This window comes from Thermovenabulum sp. (assembly GCF_049701175.1).
GTDB lineage: Bacteria > Bacillota > Thermosediminibacteria > Thermosediminibacterales > Thermosediminibacteraceae > Thermovenabulum.
In genome coordinates, this window is sequence record NZ_JBNATW010000001.1 from 1 (window position 1) to 23,817 (window position 23,817).

Consider the following 23,817-nt stretch of genomic DNA (forward strand, 5'->3'; position numbering starts at 1 on the left):
ATCTTGTGGTGAGATGGTGAGTTTTAAAAAAACCTAAAAATACTTGACGCGATCCCAAAATTAAGGGGTTAAGTCATTTTTTAAAATATTGTGGTATAATTATTATAAGATGGCATCGATTTTGAGATCGAGCCATACTTAAGTGGATCTTTTTAAACAAACTAAAATTTCAAAAATACTGCCCTGATTGAAAAACAGGGACTGCCATAAGAATTTTAGAAAATTAGCAAATTAGGAAGGCAGACTCTGTTCTGCCTTTTTTAATTATGGGGGATATTTAAAATGAAAATAGGTTTTATTGGAGCATCTCGTGCGGGGATTTCACTGTCGTTATACTTTATCCAAAAAGGGCTAAATGTCGAAGGTTTTTTCAATAGAACATATGAAAATGCTTTAAAAGCAGCAAGACTTACAAATACCACGGCATATAAAACCCTTAGTGATATTATAAAAAATACTGATGTGATTATTCTAAGTGTAGCAGATTCAGCTATAGAAGAAGTTGCAAAGAACCTTCCACAAAATCTGATAAAAGAAAAGTGTATTGGCCATCTTTCAGGAGCTTTAAGTTCTGATGCAATAAAAACTAATTGTAAAGGTAAATTTTCATTACATCCAATTCAGACTCTAATTGGTCATCCAACTGATGTGGATAAACTGAATGCTGCAATCTTTTCTTACGAAGGCGATGAAGAGGGAGAAAAATGTGCTAAAAGAATACTTGATATAATGAAGAATAAATATATTAGACTAAAAAAAGAGGAAAAGGTGCAGTATCATCTTGCAGCTACATTAGCTTCAAATTATCTTATAGGCCTTCTTAATTTTTCATATAACTTGTATAAAAAGATTGGTTTTGAAGATGATGTGATATCTCAGATAATAAAATCCCTTTCTTTTGCATCCATAGAAAATTTTTTAAAAGATAGGTTAAACTCGCTTACAGGACCTGCATCAAGGGGTGATATTGAAACACTAAAAAAACACTACCAAGTTTTAGAAGGAGATAAAAAACAAGTTTTTTTGGAGCTTGTAAGGCTTGCGTCAGATATTATCTTTGAAAAAGGAGATTTTGACTTGCATGAAAAACTTAAAAAATTTATAGAGTCGAAAGGTGGGATTTAAATGAATAAAGTCACAACCAAAACCTTGCTTGAGAAAAAGCAAAAAGGCGAAAAGATTACAATGTTGACTGCCTATGATTACACCTTTGCAAAGATTTTTGACAGCTGTATGGTTGATATATTGTTAGTTGGCGATTCTTTAGGAATGGTTATTTTGGGTTATGATTCAACAATTCCTGTCACAATGGAGGATATGGTGCATCACATAAAGGCAGTAGCAAAAGCAACAAAATACTCAATGGTTGTTGGAGATATGCCATTTTTATCTTATCATACAACGCCTGAGGAGGCTGTCAAAAACGCAGGAAGACTTATAAGAGCAGGTGCTTATGCTGTGAAAATGGAAGGCTGTGATGATGTAATAGACAAGATTGAAGCAGTAATTAAAGCTCAAATTCCTGTAATGGGTCATTTAGGACTTACTCCACAGTCGGTGAATATCTTTGGTGGCTATGATTTAAGAGCAAAGGAGGAAAAACAGGCAAATAAACTTATTGAAGATGCAAAAAAGCTTGAGAGTATTGGTGTATTTGCGCTTGTTTTGGAAAAGGTACCTGCATGGGTAGCAAAAGAGGTGCGTAACAGTTTGAAAATTCCTGTAATAGGTATCGGGGCAGGGCCTTATTGTGATGGACAAGTATTAGTAAGCTATGATATGCTTGGGATGTATGAAGATTTCAAACCTAAATTTGTCAAGCGATTTGCTGAGGTGGGTAGTATAATAAAAGATGCGGTAAATAGATATATTGATGAGGTCAAAAAAGGAGAATTTCCAGGAAAGGAGCATAGCTACTGATGGTTGTAGTAGAGAAGATCTCAGAGATGAAAGAGATTGTGAATAATCTTAAAAAAGAAGGAAAGACTATTGGCTTTGTGCCAACAATGGGATATTTACATGAGGGACATTTGAGTTTGGTAAGGAAGGCAAAAAGTGAAAATGATATAACAGTAATGAGTATATTTGTAAATCCTATTCAGTTTGGGCCCAATGAAGATTTTGACAGATATCCTCGTGATTTTGAAAGAGACAAAAATTTGGCACAAAAAGAAGGGGTTGATTATATATTCTATCCTTCTGTAAAAGAGATGTATCCTGATGATTTCAACACAGTTGTATCTGTAAAAAAGATAACAGAAATTATGTGCGGAAAGTCACGCCCAGGACACTTTGATGGCGTTGCAACTGTTGTATTGAAATTTTTTAATATTGTAAAACCTGATAGGGCCTATTTTGGCCAAAAAGATGCTCAACAGCTTGCAGTGATAAAGCAAATGGTGAAGGACCTGAATCTTGATATTGAAATAGTACCTTGTGAGATTGTTCGTGAGAAAGATGGGCTTGCGATGAGTTCACGAAATACTTATTTAAGCCTTGAAGAGAGAAAGTCTGCAACAGTTTTATATAAGTCTTTGCTTTTAGCAAAAGAACTTATTGAGAAGGGCGAAAGAGATGTAGCCAAAATTAAGAAGTCTATGGAAGAGTTGATTTTGAGAGAAAAATCAGCAAGAATTGATTATATTGAGTTTGTTAATTCAGATAGTTTTGAAAGGATTGAAAAAATAGAGGGGAAAGTTTTAATAGCACTTGCTGTTTTTGTTGGAAACACAAGACTTATAGACAACGTAATCGTGGAGGTCTGATGAAGATGTTAATTGAGGTTCTTAAATCAAAGATTCATCGTGCTACTGTAACAGAAGCTAATTTAAACTATATTGGGAGCATCACTATTGATGAAGATTTGATGCAAGCATCGGGAATTTTGGAGAATGAAAAGGTCCAAGTCGTCAATCTAAACAATGGCGAGAGATTTGAGACTTATGTGATAAAAGGTGAAAAGGGAAGTGGAATAATATCATTAAATGGTGCTGCCGCTCGTTTGGTTCAGGTTGGAGACAAAGTCATAATAATGTCATATTGCTTACTTACAATGGATGAGTACAAAATTCAGACGCCAAAGATTATCTTTGTTGATGAGAAAAACAAAATAACAAAGTTTTCAGATAAAGAGGAACATTCAAAGTATATATGTTAAAAGGTGGGTTTGATAACACAATTATTTATTATCTTCCTTATCTTCTTATCTTTTACCCCCATTAACCCCTTTTGGCCTTGAACTCATCCTATCCGCCAATACAATGACTTACATGCTTTTTAATGACCCATATTTTGCGCCGTTTAGTTCAGCACTTACGGTTTTAGCGGTAAGATTAGCGGAAGCGTTTGTAATATAAGAATGACGTAAAAATATACATACATTTTAAATTAAATTAAATTCTAACAGCATTTCCCTCAATAAATCACATCAGTGAACTACCGACCACCTATAGATGTGGTGGCTTCGTGAGAAGTTTGGCAGCGTGTGAATGGTAAAATAAAAATACCCATTTATGGGAAAGAAAATTCCCCACCGGTGCCTGGGGAAAAATCTTTGCAATATTGGGGAATTTCCTCTTGCAAAAAACACTTGTAATTTATTGTTAATTGATTTTTATTTAATAGTAGATTCATTATTTCGTTTATATTCTCTAACCCATCTTGTAACTATATTGGAAGAAATATTATTTTTCTTCCAACAATTTTTTTACCTGGCATCAATTTAACCATTACCAAAAGTTATTAGAGGGCTAAATAGACATATTATAGTGAGTCTTTAAAAAAAGCCGACTATTATTCAAAACTTACATTAAATATTTAGATTTTTTTATTCACTTTTTGCTACTTCTTTCAATACCTAATATTTATGTTTATTTACTTTCCATATTTTTATTAAAATTTTCATAAAAAAGCAAAAAGCCTTGAAACTCTATGCTTCAAGGCTATTGTATCAAAATCATAGTATAGATTTGGTGGAGGCGAGGGGAATTGAACCCCTGTCCGAAGGCACATCGATAAAAGCCTCTACAGGTTTATCCCTTGTTTTGCTTCTCGCCGGTTTCACTCCCAAGGGCAGGATTGAAAACCGGCCAGCTTTGTTTTAGTTCTCCCTAAAGGCCAAAGCTAACCTTTAGAGAAAAGCCCGGTGTTTTGACACCCTTTTTTGAAAGCCGGGCACTTTCAAAAAGGGCGTGCTGCGTTAATTAAGCAGCAAGTGCTAATTCTTCGTTGGCACTTATTCAGTGCTTCCGGTTTAACGAGTCGGAAAGCTCGACCTGCAGCTTTTATCTCCGCTGCCCCCGTCGAAACCAAACGCCCCCGTATAAAATTTTTTATTTTATTGCATATATATTATATAATAATTACTGTCATTAAGCAATACAAAATACAAACACATGTGCGAACAATTTGAGAGGAGAATATTTTTGAGAAAGAATAATTTTTTAACGGGGATTTTCTCATGGTTTGGTTATATCATGCCCTTTAAAAAAAGGGTAGAACTTATAAAAAAAGCGGGATTTAATGCGATATCCTTATGGTGGGAAGATGAAGACGAAATTGGAAGAAGTGATATGCCTAAATTAACACGGGAAATGGGACTTATCATTGATAACATCCACTTTCCTTATGATGATTGTAACCTTTTATGGATTAACGAAAAAGAAGTCGAAAATGGCATAATTAGACAATATTTTTCATGGCTCGAGGAGTGTGCTGAAAATAATATTAATTTGGTAGTAATGCATGTAGAAAATAACCCTCCTTTTTCGCCAAACGAAAAGGGAATAAAAAACCTGTTAAAAATTGTTGATAAAGCTAAGGAGTTAAAAATAAAAATTGCTTTAGAAAATACAAGGAAAAATGAGTATTTAGATCATATATTTAAAAACATAAATCATGAGAATTTAGGGTTTTGCCATGATACATCCCACGATTGGCTTACCAGTAAGGGAAAATTCGCCGCATTGGAAAATTGGAAGGATAAACTTTTATGCACTCACATATCAGATAATAATGGGAAAGAAGATAATCATTTTATACCCTTGAAGGGAACTATAAATTGGGATAAATATATAGAATTATTCCCACAAAATTATAACGGTGCTTTATCTTTAGAAATATGCGCTACAAAAGATGATGTCAAATGCTTAAAACCCGAAGATTTTTTGAAAATTGCCAGGGAAAATCTGTCCATAGTTGAAGAAAAGTTAATAACGAAATTATACAAAAATAAGCAGGGGTAAAAACTCCCCCGCTTATTGTGCGCGATTTTTTATCCATAAAGCTGCTTTTCTAAGCCTTTCTACGGTTTTTTCCCTTCCTAAAAGGGCAAGGATTTCAAAAAGGCCGGGCCCTACGGTCCTTCCCGTTACGGCAAGTCTTGTGGGATGGATAATTTCTGCGGCTTTTATACCCATTTCTTCTGCCAATTCCCTGATTTTTGACTCAACATTTTCCTTTGTAAAGTCGTCTATTCCTTCTAATTTTTGCGCTGCTTTTTCCAAAAGCTGTGCAGTTTTTATATCTTCAAAATATTTTTTAACGCCTTTTTCCTCGTATTCATCAAAATCCTTTAGGAAAAATGCTATCATATCCGCAAGCTCATCCAAGGTTCTTGCCCTATCCCTTGAAAGCACTACCGTTTCTTTTATATATTCGTATTTTTGCTTTGCTTCCTTTTCATCTACTATTCCCTTTTTAATTAAAAAGGGTATTGTTTGATCGGTAATATAGCCGGCATCAAGTTCCCTCAGATAATGCCCGTTTATCCATGTAAGCTTTTTTACATCGTAAATGGCTGCGGTTTTATTTACCCTTTCCAATGTAAATTCTTTTATGGCTTTTTCCAAACCGAATATCTCCTCATTGCCTTCAGGAGACCAGCCAAGGAGTGCCAGGTAATTTACAATAGCTTCAGCAAGGTAACCTTGGTCGCGGAATTCTTCCACCGATGTTGCACCATGTCTCTTGCTCAATTTGCTTCTGTCAGGTGCCAGTATCATTGGCACATGGGCAAATTTAGGCATTTCATAACCCAAGGCTTCGTAAACCTTTATCTGCTTTGGCGTGTTAGAAAGATGCTCTTCTGCCCTGATTACATGAGTAATTTTCATAGCATGGTCGTCCACAACGCAGGCAAAATTGTAAGTCGGTATGCCGTTAGATTTCATTATGATGAAATCATCCAAAACAGAATTTTCAAAAACAACAGTTCCTCTAATTATATCTTCAACTACGGTCTGTCCCTCTTCTTCAATTTTTAATCTTATTACCGGCTTTCTCCCTTCCCTTTCAAAGGCCTCTATTTTTTCCCTCGTTAAATTCCTGCAGCAGCCATCGTATCTCGGGGCTTTCCCCATCTTTAGAGCTTTTTCCCTTTTAGCCTGAAGTTCTTCAGGGGTGCAGTAGCAGTAATAGGCTTTACCTTCATCAACAAGCCTTTGAGCTTCCCTTCTGTAAAGCTCAAGCCTCATGGATTGGAAGTACGGCCCATAATCCCCTCCCTTGTCCGGGCCTTCATCCCAATCAAGCCCCAGCCACTTAAGGGACCTTATAATTTGTTTCACGGATTCTTCTGTAGATCTTTCCGTATCCGTATCCTCTATACGAAGTATAAATGAACCGTTGTTATGCCTTGCAAACAATAGATTAAAGAGTGCAGTTCTTGCGCCGCCTATATGTAAACTACCCGTAGGACTTGGCGCAAATCTTACCCTAACCTTTCCCTCCATTTTACACACTCCCGCTTCTTTATTATCCTTGAAAATTATAACATACTTGATAGAACTATTGAACAAATATCGATCATTTTTCTTTAATTTCTATTTATTTCATAACAGATTTTTTCATATGCTAACCTAACAGGGATACCTTTTTCCTCAGCTATTTTTTTAACTTCTTCGTATTCGGGCATCTTTTTTGAAATATCTTTCCCGTTACCTGCAAACTTAACTGTTATTTCTCCCAGGGAGGTTTTAACTTTTTCAAAATGCCTTTTTAATTTTACCCTTCCAACCTTATAAAACCTTACACCAATGGTTGTTGTTTCATTAAATATAGTATTGATAATTTCATCTTTTTTATCCAAAGGTGAAAGGCATGAAAGTTTAACAGCAGGTCTTCCTTTTTTCATATTTATAGGTGTCAAGAAAACGTCCACCGCGCCTTTTTTAAAAATCTTTTCCATTACAGAATCGTAAAATTGGGGATTCATGTCATCTATATTGGTTTCTATAACATAAACTTCGTCCCTTTCTTCTTCGTCTTCATATTTTTCTTTTGTCTCTATTAACACAGCTCTGAGAGCATTTAAAGTTTCCCTTTCCTTTTTCCCAAAGCCGTATGCTGATTTTATTAAAATTCCTTGAGGTAATTCTGCATATCCTGAAGATAAAAAGCTTGCAAGCAGCGCACCGGTAGGGGTGGTCAATTCCCCGTCGCCTTTAGAATAAATGGGGACACCCTTTAAAAGTTCCAAAGTAGCAGGGGCAGGAACGGGCAAAATGCCATGAGCGCATTTTACGGTACCGCTTCCCACATTAATAGGTGAAAACAATATTTTATCAGGGCAAATCATATCCACCAAAACAAAGGCCCCGACTATGTCCACAATTGAATCAATAGCTCCTACTTCATGAAAGTGTATTTCGTCCTTTGAAACCCCGTGTATACTTGCTTCCACTTCAGCCAATTTTTCAAAGGCCTTTATCGCTTTTTCCTTTACATTTTCTTTAATTGCGCTTTCTTCTATTATCTCTACTACTTCCTTTAACCCTCGATGAGGATGGTGTTCATGGGTTCTGATATATACATCTTTACCCTTTATTCTATTTTTAAAAGAATTTTTTATCTCTATCTCAAACTCTAAAGGGATTTTTTTAATTTCTTTTAAAAACTCATCTTCATCTACCCCTAAATCAAGCAAGGCTCCTAAAAACATGTCCCCGCTAATCCCCGAAAAGCAATCAAGATAAAGTATCTTCATCTTCTATGCCTCCTAACCGATTTATTAAATGGGCAGCAAATCCGGCTCCGAACCCGTTATCAATGTTAACAACGGTTATACCTCCGGCACAGCTGTTGAGCATTGTAAGGAGGGCGGAAAGCCCGTTGAAATTTGCACCATAACCCACACTCGTTGGAACGGCTATCACGGGCTTATCAATAACTCCCGCTACCACGCTTGCTAAAGCCCCTTCCATACCGGCAACCACAATCACTACATTGGCTTCATTTAAAACATTCAAGTTCATAAAGAGCCTATGTATACCCGCAACACCCACATCGTAAAGCCTTTCAACCTTATTCCCGAAAATTTCTGCTGTAACCGCTGCTTCTTCAGCTACGGGAATATCTGACGTTCCTGCACATACTACTGCGATTTTCCCTTTATTTTTTAAAACTCTCTTATTTTCAATGTAAAATATCCTTGCCTCTTTAAAATACTGTACGTTTTCCGTAATAGTTTTTAACTCCAACACTACATCTTCAGAAGCCCTCGTGCCCATAATGTTTGATCCCTTTTTCATCATTGCATCAACTATTTTAACTATCTGCTCCTTTTTTTTGCCCTGGCAAAAGATTACCTCAGGCACACCCCTTCGCAAGCTTCTATGAAAATCAATTTTTGCAAAACCTAAATCCTCAAAGGGAAGATATTTTAAAATTTCTAAAGCCTCATCAATTTCTATTTGGCCCTTTCTGACCTTCAATAAAATATCCTTTAAATCCAAAATTCCCCCTCCTATGTTTTTAATTCATGCTTCCCATTCTGTAACCCTCTAAGTCAAGGGAAACATATTTAAAACCTATTTCTTTAAAAATTTTTACAACTTTTTCTCTTAACTCTTTGTCAAAAAATTTCTCTATATCCTTATCAAAAACTTCAATTCTTGCTAAATTATTATGCATTCTAACCCTGTATTGAGTAAAGCCTAAATCCTTTAAAAAATCCTCGGCCTTTTCAACCATTAAAAGCTTTTCTTTTGTTATCCTTTCTCCATAAGGAAACCTGGTAAAAAGGCAGGCAAAGGAAGGTTTTTCTGCAGTAGTAAGTCCCAATTTTTTCGAAAAAAATCTAATCTCTTCCTTTGTAAATTTTAATTCTCTTAAAGGACTTATTATCTTTAATTCTTGTAAGGCCTTCAGCCCCGGCCTATAGTCCTTTTCATCATCAGCATTGCTGGCATCCAAAACATTAAATATTCCTTTTGTCCTTCCCACTTCGATTAATTCCGAAAATAGATCCCTTTTGCATATATAACACCTATCGGGAGGATTTTCATAAATTTTTTCTTTGCTCGGCATTAAAGCATTAATCACCAAATGATTGGCTCCTAATACTTTCGCAATTTCCCGGGCTTCCTCCAATTCTCTACCTGGCACTGCAGGCATATTTACTGTTACCGCTAACACGTTTTCCCTTCCTAAGGTATCAATACAAACCTTTAATAAAAAACTGCTGTCAACTCCACCCGAAAAAGCAACTAAAACCTTTTTTAAGTTTTTTATATAGTTTTCTAACTCCTTAAATTTTCCTTCCATTAAAGTAACCCCCTATCTCATTTCTCCATATTCTTCTTTTAAAAAATCTCTTAGACCGGTATTTCTCTTTATTTTCTTTATGTTTTTTATGGCATAAAACAGAGCCTGCTTTGTCCCTACTAAAACCATTAGTTTTTTTGCCCTGGTTATAGCAGTATATAAAAGGTTTCTGTCAAGCATGGGATAGTGCGCAAAAGAAATGGGCATAACCACTACCGGATACTCGCTCCCCTGGCTTTTGTGCACCGAAAGGGCATAGGCCAAAGTAATTTCCTCTTTTTCCTCTTCCCTATACGTTACCTCTCTTAATCCATATACATCCTGATAGGCTACTACTATTTCGTTGTTATTTTTTATTTCCACAATCTTTCCTACATCTCCGTTAAAAACCTCTTTTTGATAATTATTTTTAATCTGCATCACTTTATCCTTTTCCCTGAAAACTACACCATTGTAAACCAATTCTTTTTTATCTTTAGTCCCTGGGTTTAATACCTCCTGAAGTTTTTTATTTAGGTTTTCGACACCTATTAAGGTTTTTTTCATAGGAGTTATTACCTGTATGTCTTCATTTGGGTCGAAATTTCCGTATTGGGGAATCCTAACCGTTACCAATTCTATTATTTTTTCTAAAATCTCTTCTGGAGTATCTGCCTGCAGCAGGAAAAAATCTTTATCTTTTTTATTCAAAAAGGGAATTAAACCCCTGTTTATTCTATGGGCATTAACAGTAATCAGGCTTTCTTTAGCTTGCCTGAAAATTTGGTCTAAAAATACCGTCTCAATTTTCTCGCTTGTTATAAGGTCTTTTAAAACACTTCCCGGACCTACAGGAGGAAGCTGGTCCTTATCTCCAACCAGGATTATCCTTGCTCCTTTTTTTAATGCGGAAAGTAAGTGATACATTAAACTTACATCGCCATCGATGTTTCATCAACAATTACTACATCTTCTTCAAGCGGATTTTCTTTACTTTTTCCGAAACCTTCAAAGGCCTCCGAATTATACTCTAACAACCGATGAATGGTCACGGCTTCAAAGGAAGTAGCTTCAGCCATTCTTTTTGAAGCCCTACCTGTAGGTGCGCAAAGTGCAACCTTCATTTTCTTGCTTTTAAAAAATTCGGTAAGGCATTTGATAAGGGTAGTTTTTCCTGTCCCCGGACCTCCGGTTATAATTAATATCTTGTTTTGAGCAGCTTTCACAAGGGCTTCTCTTTGCTTTTCTGCCAGCCTCACTCCTGCTTTTTTTTCAATGCTTTCAATATCCTGTGGGGATATTTCTATTGGATCTTTTTCTTGATTTAACTCGGATAGCATTTTTGCAATGCTTTTTTCCATAAAATAATAAGATTTCAAGTAAACCCTGCTTTCATCTCTTATTTTTACAAGTACTACATCTTCTATGAAGCCTTGATTTAACGCTTTATCCACTATGTAACATAACTTTTCTTTATCTACGGAAAGTAATCGGCTTAAAAGTAAAATAAGTTCATCCACGGGTAAAAAAACATGCCCTTCTTCTAAAGCCTTTCGCAAAATGTACTTTATACCAGCAGCAATTCTAATATCAGAATCAGCAGGAATCCCCATGTTTTTTGCAATCATGTCGGCAGTTATAAAATTAATGCCGGGTATATCTATTAATAAATAAGGATTATTTTTTATTAAGAGTACAGCATCATCTTTAAAAATATCGTAAATCCTTAGAATGCTTTCAATACTTATATCATATTTTTTTAAAAAAACGATAACCTTTATGGCCCCTTTATACTCGTCTAAGGATTTTTTAATAATTTCATATTTTTTCTTTTTTATACCATCAATCTCCATCAATTTTTCGGGTTTACTTTCTAAAACTTCCAAGGTTTTTTCTTTGAACCTGCCGATTATTTTTTTAGCTGTAGAGATTCCAATGCCTTTTATTAGTCCTGAAGAAAGAAATTTATAAATCGCCGTAAGCTCATCCTTGCTGTAAAAATCCATAGTATTTCTCCTTATAATCTCTTTTTCTTTTAATTTTTTATAACATTTTTTATGTTTTTTGGCAATAAAATCGAGATTTATCTTAAAAAAATAAAAAAGGCCCATAAATAAGACTTATTTTGGGCCTTTCTTCAGAAAGAAAGGGGGGCACTAAATTTTGGTTTAGGGTCCTCTTCTGGTTTCATATTTTAAAATAAAAATTTTGTAAAATAAACGCGACTAAGGTCCTAAAATTTCTGGGAAATTCGTCCTAATTTTACTTGTTTCCTTAAAATTTGATAAAAGACAACTCATAGCCTCACAAGGACTTAACCTTCTCAAATCAAGTATAATAATATAAGGGTAATTAAAAACTTCTGTTATAACCCCTTCTTTACTTAAGATTATATTTATACCGATTTCTTCGGACAAGCGATTTAATATTTCTACCGTTTCATCTTCAGACCCCAAGTCCATTACGTTAACCTCTTCCACCCTTTCTAACAAACCCATATTGACCAAATTTCTGATAATCCCTTCTATTTCATTCTGTGCATTTTTAACAAGTAATAATAATTTTGGTAAAATTTGAGCCTTATTTCTTTTCATCAAAAATAGACTCAGTAAATTAAAAATATACAGTATTCCTATGATAGCAAAAAAAATTATTACAAAAATTCCGTATTTATCTACAATCAACTCCATAGACATTTTTTATAGCCCCCCAAAATTTCTGTTTTATATATTATTTATATTCAACAATCATAAAAAAAGTGAAAAAAAATTGCAGCCCTTTACAGGCTGCTGGCTTCTTTTCTTAATATTTCAGCTTTATCGGTTTTCTCCCAAGGAACATCAAGATCTGTCCTGCCAAAATGACCGTATGCTGCAACTTGGCGATAAATCGGCCTTCTGAGGTCAAGATCCCTTATAATAGCACCGGGACGTAAATCAAAATGTTTTACTATTAGGTCTTTAATTTTTTCATCAGGAATAACTCCTGTTCCAAAGGTATCAACCATGATAGATACCGGATGGGCAACACCGATTGCATAGGCTACTTGAACCTCGCACTTTTTAGCAAGCCCTGCTGCAACCACATTCTTTGCAACATATCTTGCTGCATAAGACGCAGAACGGTCCACTTTTGTTGGATCCTTACCGGAGAATGCCCCTCCTCCATGTCTTGCATAACCTCCGTAAGTATCAACTATAATTTTTCTGCCAGTTAACCCGGAGTCTCCATGAGGTCCTCCTATTACAAACCTTCCCGTCGGGTTGATGTAAAACTTGGTATTCTTGTCCAAAAGTTCTTCAGGAATTACCTTTTTAATGACCTCTTCAATTATATCTTGCTTTAAAGTAGCAAGGTCTATTGTGGATTTATGCTGAGCAGAAACCACCACTTTATCCACTCTAATAGGCATTCCATCTTCATACTCTACAGTAACCTGGGTTTTGCCATCAGGCCTCAAATAGGGCAAAAGCTTTGTCTTTCTTACTTCTGCAAGCCTTCTTGCAAGCTTATGGGCAAGCATTATAGGCATCGGCATAAGCTCTGGAGTTTCATCGACAGCAAACCCGAACATCATTCCCTGGTCTCCTGCTCCGATTTTATCGAGTTCGTCTTGAAATTCTCCTTCCCTAATTTCTAAAGCTGTATTTACACCCATTGCTATATCGGGTGATTGTTCGTCAATAGCCGTTATCACAGCACAAGTATCACAGTCAAAACCATATTTTGCCCTGGTATAACCAATTTCCCTTATTGTTTCTCTTACTATTTTGGGAATATCCACATAGCATTCGCAGGTAATCTCACCCATTACCAAAACAAGACCGGTTGTAGCTGCGGTTTCACATGCAACCCTCGCCATAGGGTCTTTTTCCAATATGGCATCAAGTATTGCATCAGAAATCTGATCGCAAATTTTATCAGGATGCCCTTCTGTTACTGATTCTGATGTGAAAAGATATCTCTTTGACAAAATCCATACCTCCTTTTACTTCTTTCCCTAAAATATATTAGTAAATTGCTTAGAACTAATCAAAGACATCAGGGTTCGACCTCATATCGAATCCATTCTTCATATTAGTCAAAGCAACTTTTAGGCTCTCAATGATTATCCTCTGTACAAAAGGATGATAATAAAGGGGTTCCATATCAAGATTATACAGGGCTGAAAGCACTACTTTTACCAATTCTTTTTCATCCAAAAGCTTCAGAAAATCGGCTGAAAGCTCTAACATCCTTTTTAAAAGGTTTATCCTTGGAAGAACAACTTCTTCAGTAAATTTAGCAAATAATTTTTCTGTTTTATCCAATGTAAGCTTTTTTATAAAAAATCCCTTTTTAGATTTATACTCTTCAGCATAATCGTAAACTTGTGGTTCTGAAAAAAACCAGTCCTCGAAAATTGGGTAACTTAAAAGGTCAAAGGTCTTTATAAGATAATTGTGGTCGAATTTTATCTCATTTTTGTCATAATCGCTAAAGTCCGGCTCATAAGGAGTTGGTACAATCTCCGTTGATAAGCTTTCTTCTATAAGCCCTTGCCAAAAGTAAAACTGATAGGGTAAAGGATTATCCGATTTATAATTATTGTGCAAAGCATCTTGTAGAAGTTTTAAAGCGTATTCTCCAGAGGTCTCTACTATAACAGTTGTTTTTGCAAGATCCTTTACCGAATCTTTAAACTCTTTTAAACTTAGCCGAGAAACACTCCAACAATCTTTAATTCCCAAACCAGAATTCAATAAAAAACTGGCAGAACAGTATTTTCTTTTCATTAAGGGATGCTTCCAAACTATCCAGAGAGCTCTGCTCCCAAGACCGTCTATGGATGTTAGCAATATCTTAAACGGTTCTTTTATCTTGAAAGGGCGTTCGTAGGGTATCTCAGAAATACCGGAAAATTTTAACCTCAATATTTCCCTTTCAATTATTTTTTTTACCTTTTCATCCTTCACTTTTTTCAACAGCCTATTTAAAACAAATAAAGCCTTCCCTGACTTTATTTTGCTGATAGCTTTTACCGCCTCTTCTGCGACCAAAGTTTCATCTACTTTCGCAAGGACTTCTAAAATTGGAATAGCCTTTTCCATTCTATAACTGCCGATATCGTAAATATATGATAACCTCGCTTCTAACGGAAAATCCTGAAGGTCCTCAAGGACATAGGGAAGTAAAAAATAATCCTTGTTTATATCTTCAATCATCTCCATCATAGAGATTTTTGTGATCCTATTATAATCCCTTAAAATATATTCTAACGGCAATTCACTTGCATCAACCCCGTAATGAGCAAGCACCGATAATATCCTCGTCTTTACCCTATCAGAAACGTTGGGCATTATTAGTATGTCCATAAGGGGATTTATAAGTGAATAATCATTTGCATATTCAAGGGCATAACATACTATTGGTGCCAGTTCTTCATCGCTTTCTTTAAGTTTTGACAAACAAACTGGCACCACCATTTTCCCCCATTTAAACAACTTTTTCATCGAACGATTTAACTCTTTTATAGTGTAATCCTTCCCTTTTAATCCTTCAAGAAACTCTAAAATCTGTTTTTTTATTAAAAGGCTGTAGTCAACCTTGGGAGAAATTTCAAAGGTTTTTTTTGGCATTTCATACTCCTTCCTTAAAACCACTAAGGTAAATGCTTTTAAATTATTATATTATATTTTTCTATTTTTGCCCATAATATTTCAAATAAAATTCTCTTAAATACTTTACTTCCTCTTCATTTAAAGCTATGGGACCTCCAAGGATTTTGGATTTTAAGAATATTTCTGCCCCTTTTTCCACCAGCAAGCTTATTCTAAACGCCTCTTCTAAATTTCTGCCAACACTTACTACACCATGGTTTGCAAGAAGTACAGCATTTCTATCACCCAAAGCTTTGACAGCATTTTGAGCAAGCTCTTCAGTGCCAGTAAGGGCGTATTCTGCGACCTTGACAGGCCCTCCCACCATAGAAGCCAGGTCTTCCATTATACAAGGTATTTCAACTCGCGCTGCTGCACAAGCGCTTGCATTGGTGCTGTGAGTGTGGATAATTGCTCCCACATCAGGTCTTGCTCTATATATTGCGGCATGAAGAGGGGTCTCTACAGAAGGTTTTCTGCCCGGGCATACCTGGTTTCCATTAATATCTACGGTTACGATATCTTCCGGTTCCAGGGTCATGTAATTCATACCGGAGGGCGTAATCACAAAAATCTCTTCACCCTCTTCCCGTGCACTTATATTCCCCCACGTAGCTACAACCAATCCTTCCTTTACAATTTTTTCTCCGTATTCTACAACCATCTGTTTTATCTTTAAAAGCAGCATTTAAAGTTGCACCTACCTTAAATTTTATTTAATTTAGCCCATGCGGGCATGCTTTAATTCTTCCCCACATCTGCAGTTTCTTTCATCGGGAATCCTTTCTATTATTGAATAAATAAGGTCCTTAAGCTTTCCTATGTTTTCATTGAAAACTTTAAGCACCATCTCGTGGCTTACCGGTTCAATATCCGGATGGCCTTCAAGACCTACATCGTAATCTGTAACAAGGGTGATATTAGCATAACAAATTTCAAGTTCCCTTGCAAGCACTACTTCTGGATACTGCGTCATGTTTATTACTTCCCATCCATGGCTTGAAAACTCCCTGCTTTCAGCTTTAGTAGAAAACCGTGGGCCTTGAACAACTACCACAGTTCCCCTTTCGTGAACGGGAAGGCCCTTTTCTTTCGCCACTTCAATAGCAATTTTTCGAAGTTCTGGGCAATAAGGCTCCGCCCCACCTATATGGGTGGTAATTGGTCCATCGTAATATGTATCCTTTCTGCCCCATGTCCTGTTTACAAACTGGTCGCAAATCACAAAATCGCCTGGTTTTATATGGGGTTGAAGGCTTCCAGACGCGCAAGGCCCTAAAATCCTTTTAACACCGAGCTGCTTTAATGCATAGATATTAGCCCTATAATTTATCATATGAGGAGGAATCCTGTGGTCTTTTCCATGCCTCGGCAAAAAAGCAACGGTTTTATCTTTAATTTTGGCGATGGCAATCTTATCACTGGGAGGACCGTAAGGGGTTTCTACTGTAACTTCCTTTACATCATCCAAAAATGCATAAAACCCCGTTCCTCCAATAACAGCAACATCGGCGCGAATATCCATAAAACCTACCTCCTTGTTTATATTTTTCTTTATAATTATTTTTTTACCATACTTTTATAAGTTTGTCTAATATTCTTATATTGGTTTCTTCATTTTTTAGTGTTTTTTCTCTTTCCGCCCCATTCATTAGAGTGTATCCCGACCTCCACTCACCGCATACATCAACACCTATAAGCCTTTTTGTTTTTGCAACAACCTCCAAAATTTCCAAAAGCTCATCTAAAGTCATCGTGCCCTGGTCCCAATTTGTAACCGCATAATCTTTAGATAAAACATCCTTATCTATGCTTATATATATGGGTGCATTGTTTTTGGTCAATTCCTTCATCAAATAAAAAAGCCTTATTTCTTGGGGTAAGTCTTCAGGAATAAAAACTACATTCTTAAATTCATTAGTTTTTAAAAATTCAAAGTCCTTCCTGTTTAAACCTATAATAATGCACTTTTCTATATTTTTTTCCTTCAAAAGGTCTTTTACCCATGAACCGCAGGTTATTACTCCCTTTGGGCTTTCAAACATATCGGAGTGATGGTCTATTAAAACTAAAATAGGCTTTTGACGGGTCAATTCTATCATTAACTTGGTAAAATGGTGAAAATCACCGGGGCCCAAGTAGGTTATGCACGGCATCTTTATTTTTAACCTGTTTTTTATTTCTTCAATTTTGTATTTTTCCATTAGAAATCTTATACCTTCTAAATTCCCAAAGTCAAAAAGGTGCTGTGCCCTTTTTAGAAGCCTTTTTTGCCCATTTAACGTCTCATCAAAACATAAGACATTAACTTCGGGCAAGGCTTATTCCCCCTTTGGAAATTTAGTAAAAAATGCAAATTACTAATAAGCGTAATTTTATTATACAACAATATTCATTAATATTAAATAAAAGGGCCTTCCGTAAGGAAAGCCCTTTTTCTTGAGGATTCTTCAAAAATTATTTATTTCTTTCCGATTTTGAGGCGATATTTGCAAAATATGTGAAACCTCCGAAGTAAATAAGAAGCATTACAATCATCCAAAAGGCGGTTTGAGCGTTCATTTACTTCGCCTCCTTAGCAGCGGATTTTGTAACATCAACGGTTATATGCGGAGATTTTGCCTTGATCCAATCTGCGAGCCAGTTGTTGAGTGCAAACCAAATAATTGCCGAAATTACCCACTGCACCACCATGGTTCCTACGCTGAAGGTCTCAAAGGGGTTCCACCAGTTGTCGGGATACCAGCTGATTGCCTGGACAACCCACCAGCCGAAAAGTATTGCAAACATCACAGGGAAAAGGGCGATGCAGTAAGTCCACCAGCGGCCGATGTAAATATCGCTGGTCTTGTTGATGATTTCTGTCCTAATCCTCTCAATGCCGTATTTGTAAGCTGCAATTGCAAATAATAGACCGCTTATAAGGAGCCCTACGCCCCATACCCAGTCCTGATTGTCGCAGAAGTTTATACTGTATGCTGACGGTATACCAAGTATAAATCCTCCTATTGAAATAATCAATGTAGCTTTCTTCCTATCAAAACCTGCATCTATGAAGTTTTTAACACCTACTTCTATCATAGGAAGCAGAGAAGACAAAGCTGCAAGGGAAAGCGCAAGGAAGAATATAGCTGCAACAATCTGTCCTCCCGGCATCGTGGGGAAAAGTTTTGCAAGGTATATAAATGTAAGACCGGTATTGCCGGCTTTTAATGCATCCATAGCCGCCTGCGGTGTTGCCGAAAGTGCAAATACGGTAGGAAGCACCGCAAGAGCACCGAGCATCGCGCCGCAGGCATCTCCGAACACTATCATCAAGCTGTTAACACCTATATCGTCCTTTTCTTTCATGTAATTTGCATAAGTCAGCATCAGTGCCCAGCCTGCTCCTGTAGACCATGAGGATTGAGCGAAAGCATTAAGCCACACTTTTGGATTACCTAAAGCTGACCAATTAGGAACAAACAAATACTGAAGTCCTAAGCCTGAGCCCGGCTGCATTATAGCCCAAATTGCAGCAATCAAAAGAGAAACGAAAAGTGACGGAATCATTATTTTGTTAGCAAGTTCCAGTCCACCCTGTACCCCTCTGTATACTATAAAACCACCTATGAGCACAGCAATAAACTGGAATAAAATGGTTTGGGAAGGATTATGGATAAAACTATTCCATAAAGCCTCCGAATCCATCCCCACCTTAAAAGCACCCGTTAATGCATATACAAAATACCTTAATGCCCAACCCAAGACAACAGCATAATAAAACATTATTGCAAGACAGGTAAATCCTATCCATGCACCGATCCAGGTATTCTTTCTACCCATGAAGTCTCTGAAAGCACCAATAGTACCGAGCCTTGTAGTTTTACCAATAGATATTTCGAGCATAATTAAAGGTGCAGACCAGACAAGGTTTGCTATCAAATAGGCAATCAAAAAGGCTCCTCCGTCATTTGTACCTACCATTCGCGGGAAGCGCCAAATATTACCTGTGCCTACAGCCATACCTAATGAAGCCAATATAAATCCAATACGGCTTCCCCATTCTTCACGCTTTTCGGTCATTATTTTCCCTCCCTCTTAAAAATGATAATTTAGTAAATTAATATTAAATAAGATGAAGTGGTTGAAAAAACCTTCTCATCCCCCTTCTAATAATCTAATCAAACTGGACTACCCAGTTTATATTATTATATATTTTCTACACTTTATTGAATATTCCTGCTTATTTTTTATTATTTGATAAAATTTTTTATTTGATATTTTTGTAACAACTTGCATTTTCAGAATATTTTACTATTTATAATTCTATTTTTCAAATTTTATCATGTTAAATTTTTATTATTTTAATATCATATTTTATTATATTGTAATTATTTTACACTAAATTTCAATATTTTTTTATGTTATTTATAGAATTTTTAATTTATTCTTAATTGTTTCTTATAACATTGATTATACCGATATAAAAAAAGCCCCAAAGGGCTTTTTTATTTTTTTAGTTTACTTTTCATTTTTTCTATTACCAGCGGGAGGGTGGTGTATTCCATTTCATCAAGGGGGAGCCTATGCGGTTCAAAGGGGCCAAGGCTTCTTATATAGTCAGCAATTTCCAAAGCTTTCTGCCGTGCTCTGTCAAAACCTTTATCCTTAAATAAGTCTTGAGGACCTATCAATTTGCCGTTTGTAACCTGGAACCCTAAAGCTACTACTCGGGGCGGCCCGTCAAAACGTGTAGGTGTAGCATCCTCGCAGGATACAGGCATCAAAGGTCCAAAATGTGATCCCCTCATCCATCCTGCTACAAGGTGAGGATTAGCAAAGGGCTCTAACGCTTCACCTACAGCCGGGAAACCGTTTTGGCACCTAACTATTAATACAGGATCATCCTTACCCACATACCTTCCCGCCATTAAATTCATTCTCTGTGTTGAGGAAGCAGCTGCCTGCTCCCCTTTTTTATTGTAAACCGCCTTTACTGCATACCTGTTTGAAGCACCTAAGAAAACCAAAAGGTCATAAATTTCCTCCGGGCAGGAAAATACCATTTTTTTATTTTCAACGGTATCTAAAATTTCAAAAACAAAACCATCATGCATTTTAGGATCTATGATGAGTCCTATAGTATTAAAAGGATCTGCAAATATTTTATATAAGGGAAAATTCCACGCCCCGGGTTCCGTCTTATCCGCCATAAAAACGATAACCGGTTCGCTGGCACGCTCCTCAAATTCCATCTCAGCAACTCCCGGCCCCATTCCCTTTATATTACCGGAAAAAGAATCTGATAAAAGGTCTTGCCCAGCACCGTAAAGCTTATATTGCTTAGCTAATTGGGTACATGACAAAAATGTGTCCCATGCCAATTTATGTATTTCTTCGCAGTCAACACCCTTTTGGTGAGTCATTATAAGGTTTATATCATCACCCACATAAGCCACTTTAAAATCTACTAATACATCTCTTCCCTTTTCATCTAAAAAAGCTTCTGCGTGCTTTATAAGGTCGGGATGTACGCTGCTGTGCCCGATAAATCCACCTATATCAGCCTTTATGACGGTAAAAGTTATTCTCGACATTGAGATTTACCCCCTATTTTTTAATTAATATAAAATATTGCTCTAATATTTATATAGTATATAATATTTTTAATTATGGCAAATATGTTATAGCACTATTTTAAAATATAATATAGTATAATTGTTCAACTTTTGTAATAAATGCTTCATTTTTTATTATTTTAAGAAATTTATTGCTAAAATTAATATCTGTTAAAATAAAAATGACCCATTTCTTTGGGCCATTTTATATAAAATTAATTATTTTAATTATTAAGCTCCCGTCAACCTCTTGTACAACCTCTTTGTTATAAATCTTGCCAGAAAATTGAATACGATAACAATTAAAATTAATACAGCCGAAGAGCCGTCTGCAATTCGTCGAACATCAGGGGAGATGCCTTCAGAATTAACCTTCCAAATATGGACAGCCAAGGTTTCTGCAGGCCTGAAAATATTAAAGGCATTGCTAAAGCTAATTTTTGGAGAAGTCATACCCGCTGTAAAAATCAAAGCCGCAGCCTCTCCAAAAATCCTGCCAGAAGCGAGAATAATACCCGTAATAAGCCGCGGCACCGCTGCTACCAAGACCACGCGTGTAATAGTCTGCCATTTTGTAGCGCCTAAAGCAAAGCTTGCTTCCCTTAAATCCCTTTTCACATCCCTAAGTGCTTCTTCCGTAACCCTTGTCATAACAGGCAAATTTAAAACCGTCAGTGCCATAGCACCAGAAATCATTGAAAATCCCCAACCAAAGGTTGTTACAAATACCAATAGCCCAAACAATCCTATTATTATTGAAGGTAAGCTGGATAGGGTTTCGATACTTAACCTGATTACATTTGTAACAACATTTTCCCTCGTATATTCGGCAAGGTAAATACCTGCTCCGATTCCTAAAGGCACTGTCAAAATCAATGTCAAAAATAGTATTAAGAAGGAATTTATTATTTGAGGCCCTATTCCCCCACCGGCTTGAAAGGCTTTAGGAGAAGAAATTAAAAAATCCAAACTTATTGCTCTAAACCCTGAACCTATTATATAAAAAATAATAAAAGCTAAAAGCAATACCGCGAAAATTACAAAAAAATACAGCACATAGGTTACAATTTTATCTTCCAATTTTGGGTTCACCTAAAAACCCTCCTCTTGGCAAAAAGCCTAATAAATCCAATGAATATTAGAGAAATAATTAGAAGTAGCAAAGCTATGGACCATAAAGCGTCATTCCAAAGGGTCCCCGAAGTGGTGTTGCCCATTTCCATTGTCAAAACGCTCGTTAAAGTATGAATGGGATTTATCAGAGAATCGGGGATTCGCACGCTGTTTCCTATGACCATCTGTACTGCAAGGGCTTCTCCAAAAGCCCTTGCAAGCCCAAGGATAATCCCTGTTAGGATACCAGGAAGGGCTGCAGGCAATAAAACATATTTAATAGTCTGCCATCGGGTAGCCCCCAGAGCTAAGGAGGCTTCCCTTAAGTCCCGAGGTAGCGTTCTTAAGGAATCGGCAGAAATGCTCGCTATGGTAGGAAAAATCATTATACCAAGGACAATACCTCCCGTAAGCAAAGAAAATCCAGTTCCACCGAAAATTTTTCTAATCAAAGGCACAAGGACACTAAGGCCAACCCATCCGTATACTACTGACGGAATTCCGACAAATAATTCTATAACAGGTTGAAGAAAATTATCGCCAATTTTATTCGATATTTCAGACATAAAAATAGCAATACTTAGGCTCAACGGCAGGCTGAAAAGCAGTGCAAGCAAGGAAACAGAAATCGAACCGAGCAAAAAGGCAAGGGCTCCTACTTGTCCCTTCTGTTCCTCCATGTTCCAGTAAGCAGAAAAAAGAAAATTGCCAACAGGTACTTTGTCTATAACAAAGGTTTTACTGCCCTTATAAAAAATAAATACTATTATAAAAAGGGTTATCAAAACGGATATCAACGCACATAAAAAGGAAAAAATCCTGCCGAATTTGTCCATTACTTTAGGTTTCATATCGAAAAAATCTCCTTTTAAGGTGATAATTCCTTTGGGATTTACAATTTATATTTTTATTTTAACAGGCCTGCATTTATACTATGTTAAATCAATGTTAAGAAAATGTTAATAAAAAGCCGGGAACATTCTATTCCCGGCCTTTTTCGTTATCTTGAAACTTTCATTTCACTTATAGGTATATAACCTAATTTTTCTATTATATGCTTTACTTCATCGCTCTTCATATAATCGATAAAGGATTTTATTATTCCTGTGTGCTCACCTTTTGTGTACATATACTCATAGGACCATACGGGGTACTTGCCTTCTATGATGTTTTCTTTGGTAGGCTCTACACCGTCAAGTTTCATTACTTTAACCGAACCATCTAAATATGAAAGTGCAATGTAGCTTATGGCACCGGGGGTCTCCGAAACCGCTTTTTTGACAGTGCCTGAGGAATCCTGAGTCAAAGCTACTCCTTGGGTTTCTTCCTTTCCATCTAAGGCGTATTTTGTAAAAGTAGCTCTTGTCCCTGACCCTGCTGGCCTATTGATTACAACAATCTTTTGGTCATCCCCACCTACATCTTTCCAGTTGGTAATTTTGCCTGTAAAGATATCTATAAGCTGTGATTTTGTCAAATTGTCAACCTTCACATTGGGGTTTGCTATTACAGCAAATCCCACAACGCAGATTTTATGTGCCACAAGCTCATTAGCTTTTTCTTTATCCAACTTTTCCTCAGCAGGCACATCAGAATTTCCTATTTGCACTGTCCCATCGTATACCAATTTTAACCCTGTTCCGCTTCCTCCACCCTGGACCTGAACTTGAATACCCGGGTTTTTCGACATAAACTGGCTCGCTGCTTCTTCCACCAAGGGCTGCATTGCCGTTGAACCAGCTGCAATTATTGTACCCGTAGCTTTTTGCTGCTCTCCCTGTTGTCCCCTATTGGTGCAGGCAGTAAAAAGCAATGCAGCAATTAAAACTAATGATAAAATCGATAAAATTTTTCCTCTTAATAACACCTTTTCTTTTTTTCTTTTTAACACTTTACAATGCACCTCCAATTTTATTTTCCCACTTTCTTTTTTAAAATTACCC

General features: G+C 36.5%; 21 protein-coding genes, 1 other RNA gene and 1 pseudogene. 5 read left to right on the forward strand and 18 right to left on the reverse strand.

Going from position 1 to position 23,817, the window contains the following annotated elements; translation table 11 throughout:
- Positions 1-282: 282 nt before the first annotated feature.
- The 4 genes from ACPLVF_RS00005 to panD are packed head-to-tail and all read left to right on the forward strand — an operon-like array spanning position 283 to position 3,157.
- Entirely contained in the window at positions 283-1,125 is an 843-nt protein-coding gene (locus tag ACPLVF_RS00005; protein ID WP_424905769.1) for a Rossmann-like and DUF2520 domain-containing protein, read from the forward strand.
- Positions 1,126-1,920 carry a 3-methyl-2-oxobutanoate hydroxymethyltransferase gene (panB, locus tag ACPLVF_RS00010; protein WP_424905770.1) on the forward strand — a complete coding sequence of 265 codons (795 nt, stop codon included), beginning with the start codon at positions 1,126-1,128 and terminating at the stop codon, positions 1,918-1,920.
- A complete protein-coding gene (gene panC, locus ACPLVF_RS00015) occupies positions 1,920-2,765 on the forward strand; it encodes a pantoate--beta-alanine ligase (RefSeq protein ID WP_424905771.1) in 846 nt (281 codons plus the stop codon). Before panB ends, panC begins: the two co-directional genes overlap by 1 nt.
- A 5-nt stretch (positions 2,766-2,770) precedes the next feature.
- A complete protein-coding gene (gene panD / locus ACPLVF_RS00020) occupies positions 2,771-3,157 on the forward strand; it encodes an aspartate 1-decarboxylase (protein ID WP_424905772.1) in 387 nt (128 codons plus the stop codon).
- Between the two features lie 812 nt (positions 3,158-3,969).
- Here the strand turns inward: panD and ssrA are convergent.
- Positions 3,970-4,319: a transfer-messenger RNA gene (gene ssrA / locus ACPLVF_RS00025) on the reverse strand.
- 105 nt (positions 4,320-4,424) lie between these two features.
- Here ssrA and ACPLVF_RS00030 point away from each other — a divergent pair.
- Positions 4,425-5,243, forward strand: a complete 819-nt coding sequence (locus ACPLVF_RS00030; protein ID WP_424905773.1) for a sugar phosphate isomerase/epimerase family protein — start codon at positions 4,425-4,427, stop codon at positions 5,241-5,243.
- 12 nt (positions 5,244-5,255) lie between these two features.
- Here ACPLVF_RS00030 and gltX read toward each other — a convergent pair whose 3' ends face one another.
- From gltX to ACPLVF_RS00115, 17 genes and pseudogenes are all read right to left on the reverse strand, one after another.
- Positions 5,256-6,731, reverse strand: coding sequence for a glutamate--tRNA ligase (gltX, locus tag ACPLVF_RS00035; protein WP_424905774.1), 1,476 nt, complete (start codon positions 6,729-6,731; stop codon positions 5,256-5,258).
- Between the two features lie 83 nt (positions 6,732-6,814).
- The gene (gene larC / locus ACPLVF_RS00040) at positions 6,815-7,984 is read right to left on the reverse strand and encodes a nickel pincer cofactor biosynthesis protein LarC (RefSeq protein WP_424905775.1); all 1,170 of its coding nucleotides are present in this window, start codon (positions 7,982-7,984) and stop codon (positions 6,815-6,817) included.
- Positions 7,965-8,735, reverse strand: coding sequence for a nickel pincer cofactor biosynthesis protein LarB (gene larB / locus ACPLVF_RS00045; protein WP_424905890.1), 771 nt, complete (start codon positions 8,733-8,735; stop codon positions 7,965-7,967). The genes larC and larB overlap by 20 nt, the downstream gene beginning before the upstream one ends.
- A gap of 16 nt (positions 8,736-8,751) precedes the next feature.
- A complete protein-coding gene (gene larE, locus ACPLVF_RS00050) occupies positions 8,752-9,543 on the reverse strand; it encodes an ATP-dependent sacrificial sulfur transferase LarE (protein WP_424905776.1) in 792 nt (263 codons plus the stop codon).
- 12 nt (positions 9,544-9,555) lie between these two features.
- Entirely contained in the window at positions 9,556-10,089 is a 534-nt protein-coding gene (locus tag ACPLVF_RS00055) for an ATP-binding domain-containing protein (protein WP_424905891.1), read from the reverse strand.
- A 155-nt stretch (positions 10,090-10,244) separates the two neighbouring features.
- Positions 10,245-11,633, reverse strand: a pseudogene (locus tag ACPLVF_RS00060) (AAA family ATPase); the annotation flags it as partial.
- Between the two features lie 114 nt (positions 11,634-11,747).
- Positions 11,748-12,218 (reverse strand): hypothetical protein, encoded by a 471-nt coding sequence (locus tag ACPLVF_RS00065; protein ID WP_424905777.1) that lies wholly within the window; start codon positions 12,216-12,218, stop codon positions 11,748-11,750.
- A gap of 83 nt (positions 12,219-12,301) precedes the next feature.
- Positions 12,302-13,495: a methionine adenosyltransferase gene (gene metK, locus ACPLVF_RS00070; protein ID WP_424905778.1), complete on the reverse strand. Its 1,194-nt coding sequence runs from the start codon at positions 13,493-13,495 to the stop codon at positions 12,302-12,304.
- Between the two features lie 55 nt (positions 13,496-13,550).
- Positions 13,551-15,140: a HEAT repeat domain-containing protein gene (locus tag ACPLVF_RS00075; RefSeq protein WP_424905779.1), complete on the reverse strand. Its 1,590-nt coding sequence runs from the start codon at positions 15,138-15,140 to the stop codon at positions 13,551-13,553.
- Between the two features lie 61 nt (positions 15,141-15,201).
- Complete coding sequence (locus ACPLVF_RS00080; RefSeq protein WP_424905780.1) at positions 15,202-15,849, reverse strand: class II aldolase/adducin family protein; 648 nt, start codon at positions 15,847-15,849, stop codon at positions 15,202-15,204.
- 33 nt (positions 15,850-15,882) lie between these two features.
- Positions 15,883-16,686 (reverse strand): S-methyl-5'-thioadenosine phosphorylase, encoded by an 804-nt coding sequence (locus tag ACPLVF_RS00085; RefSeq protein ID WP_424905781.1) that lies wholly within the window; start codon positions 16,684-16,686, stop codon positions 15,883-15,885.
- A gap of 43 nt (positions 16,687-16,729) precedes the next feature.
- Positions 16,730-17,479, reverse strand: a complete 750-nt coding sequence (locus ACPLVF_RS00090) for an arginase family protein (RefSeq protein WP_424905782.1) — start codon at positions 17,477-17,479, stop codon at positions 16,730-16,732.
- A 244-nt stretch (positions 17,480-17,723) separates the two neighbouring features.
- Positions 17,724-19,226: a sodium-dependent transporter gene (locus tag ACPLVF_RS00095; RefSeq protein ID WP_424905783.1), complete on the reverse strand. Its 1,503-nt coding sequence runs from the start codon at positions 19,224-19,226 to the stop codon at positions 17,724-17,726.
- Between the two features lie 425 nt (positions 19,227-19,651).
- Positions 19,652-20,740, reverse strand: a complete 1,089-nt coding sequence (gene fbp, locus ACPLVF_RS00100) for a fructose-1,6-bisphosphate aldolase/phosphatase (RefSeq protein WP_424905784.1) — start codon at positions 20,738-20,740, stop codon at positions 19,652-19,654.
- Between the two features lie 252 nt (positions 20,741-20,992).
- On the reverse strand, positions 20,993-21,853 hold the full coding sequence (pstA, locus tag ACPLVF_RS00105; protein WP_424905785.1) for a phosphate ABC transporter permease PstA: 861 nt from the start codon (positions 21,851-21,853) through the stop codon (positions 20,993-20,995).
- A complete protein-coding gene (pstC, locus tag ACPLVF_RS00110; RefSeq protein ID WP_424905786.1) occupies positions 21,850-22,725 on the reverse strand; it encodes a phosphate ABC transporter permease subunit PstC in 876 nt (291 codons plus the stop codon). The genes pstA and pstC overlap by 4 nt, the downstream gene beginning before the upstream one ends.
- Before the next feature lie 149 nt (positions 22,726-22,874).
- Positions 22,875-23,765 carry a phosphate ABC transporter substrate-binding protein gene (locus tag ACPLVF_RS00115; protein WP_424905787.1) on the reverse strand — a complete coding sequence of 297 codons (891 nt, stop codon included), beginning with the start codon at positions 23,763-23,765 and terminating at the stop codon, positions 22,875-22,877.
- Positions 23,766-23,817: the final 52 nt, after the last annotated feature.

Coding starts and splice junctions, on each gene's coding strand:
- ACPLVF_RS00005 (WP_424905769.1), top strand. CDS start 283: ATGAAAATAGGTTTTATTGGAGCATCTCGTGCGGGGATTTCACTGTCG.
- panB (WP_424905770.1), top strand. CDS start 1,126: ATGAATAAAGTCACAACCAAAACCTTGCTTGAGAAAAAGCAAAAAGGC.
- panC (WP_424905771.1), top strand. CDS start 1,920: ATGGTTGTAGTAGAGAAGATCTCAGAGATGAAAGAGATTGTGAATAAT.
- panD (WP_424905772.1), top strand. CDS start 2,771: ATGTTAATTGAGGTTCTTAAATCAAAGATTCATCGTGCTACTGTAACA.
- gltX (WP_424905774.1), bottom strand. CDS start 6,731: ATGGAGGGAAAGGTTAGGGTAAGATTTGCGCCAAGTCCTACGGGTAGT.
- larC (WP_424905775.1), bottom strand. CDS start 7,984: ATGAAGATACTTTATCTTGATTGCTTTTCGGGGATTAGCGGGGACATG.
- larE (WP_424905776.1), bottom strand. CDS start 9,543: ATGGAAGGAAAATTTAAGGAGTTAGAAAACTATATAAAAAACTTAAAA.
- ACPLVF_RS00055 (WP_424905891.1), bottom strand. CDS start 10,089: ATGAAAAAAACCTTAATAGGTGTCGAAAACCTAAATAAAAAACTTCAG.
- ACPLVF_RS00065 (WP_424905777.1), bottom strand. CDS start 12,218: ATGTCTATGGAGTTGATTGTAGATAAATACGGAATTTTTGTAATAATT.
- ACPLVF_RS00075 (WP_424905779.1), bottom strand. CDS start 15,140: ATGCCAAAAAAAACCTTTGAAATTTCTCCCAAGGTTGACTACAGCCTT.
- ACPLVF_RS00080 (WP_424905780.1), bottom strand. CDS start 15,849: ATGCTGCTTTTAAAGATAAAACAGATGGTTGTAGAATACGGAGAAAAA.
- ACPLVF_RS00085 (WP_424905781.1), bottom strand. CDS start 16,686: ATGGATATTCGCGCCGATGTTGCTGTTATTGGAGGAACGGGGTTTTAT.
- ACPLVF_RS00095 (WP_424905783.1), bottom strand. CDS start 19,226: ATGACCGAAAAGCGTGAAGAATGGGGAAGCCGTATTGGATTTATATTG.
- fbp (WP_424905784.1), bottom strand. CDS start 20,740: ATGTCGAGAATAACTTTTACCGTCATAAAGGCTGATATAGGTGGATTT.
- pstC (WP_424905786.1), bottom strand. CDS start 22,725: ATGAAACCTAAAGTAATGGACAAATTCGGCAGGATTTTTTCCTTTTTA.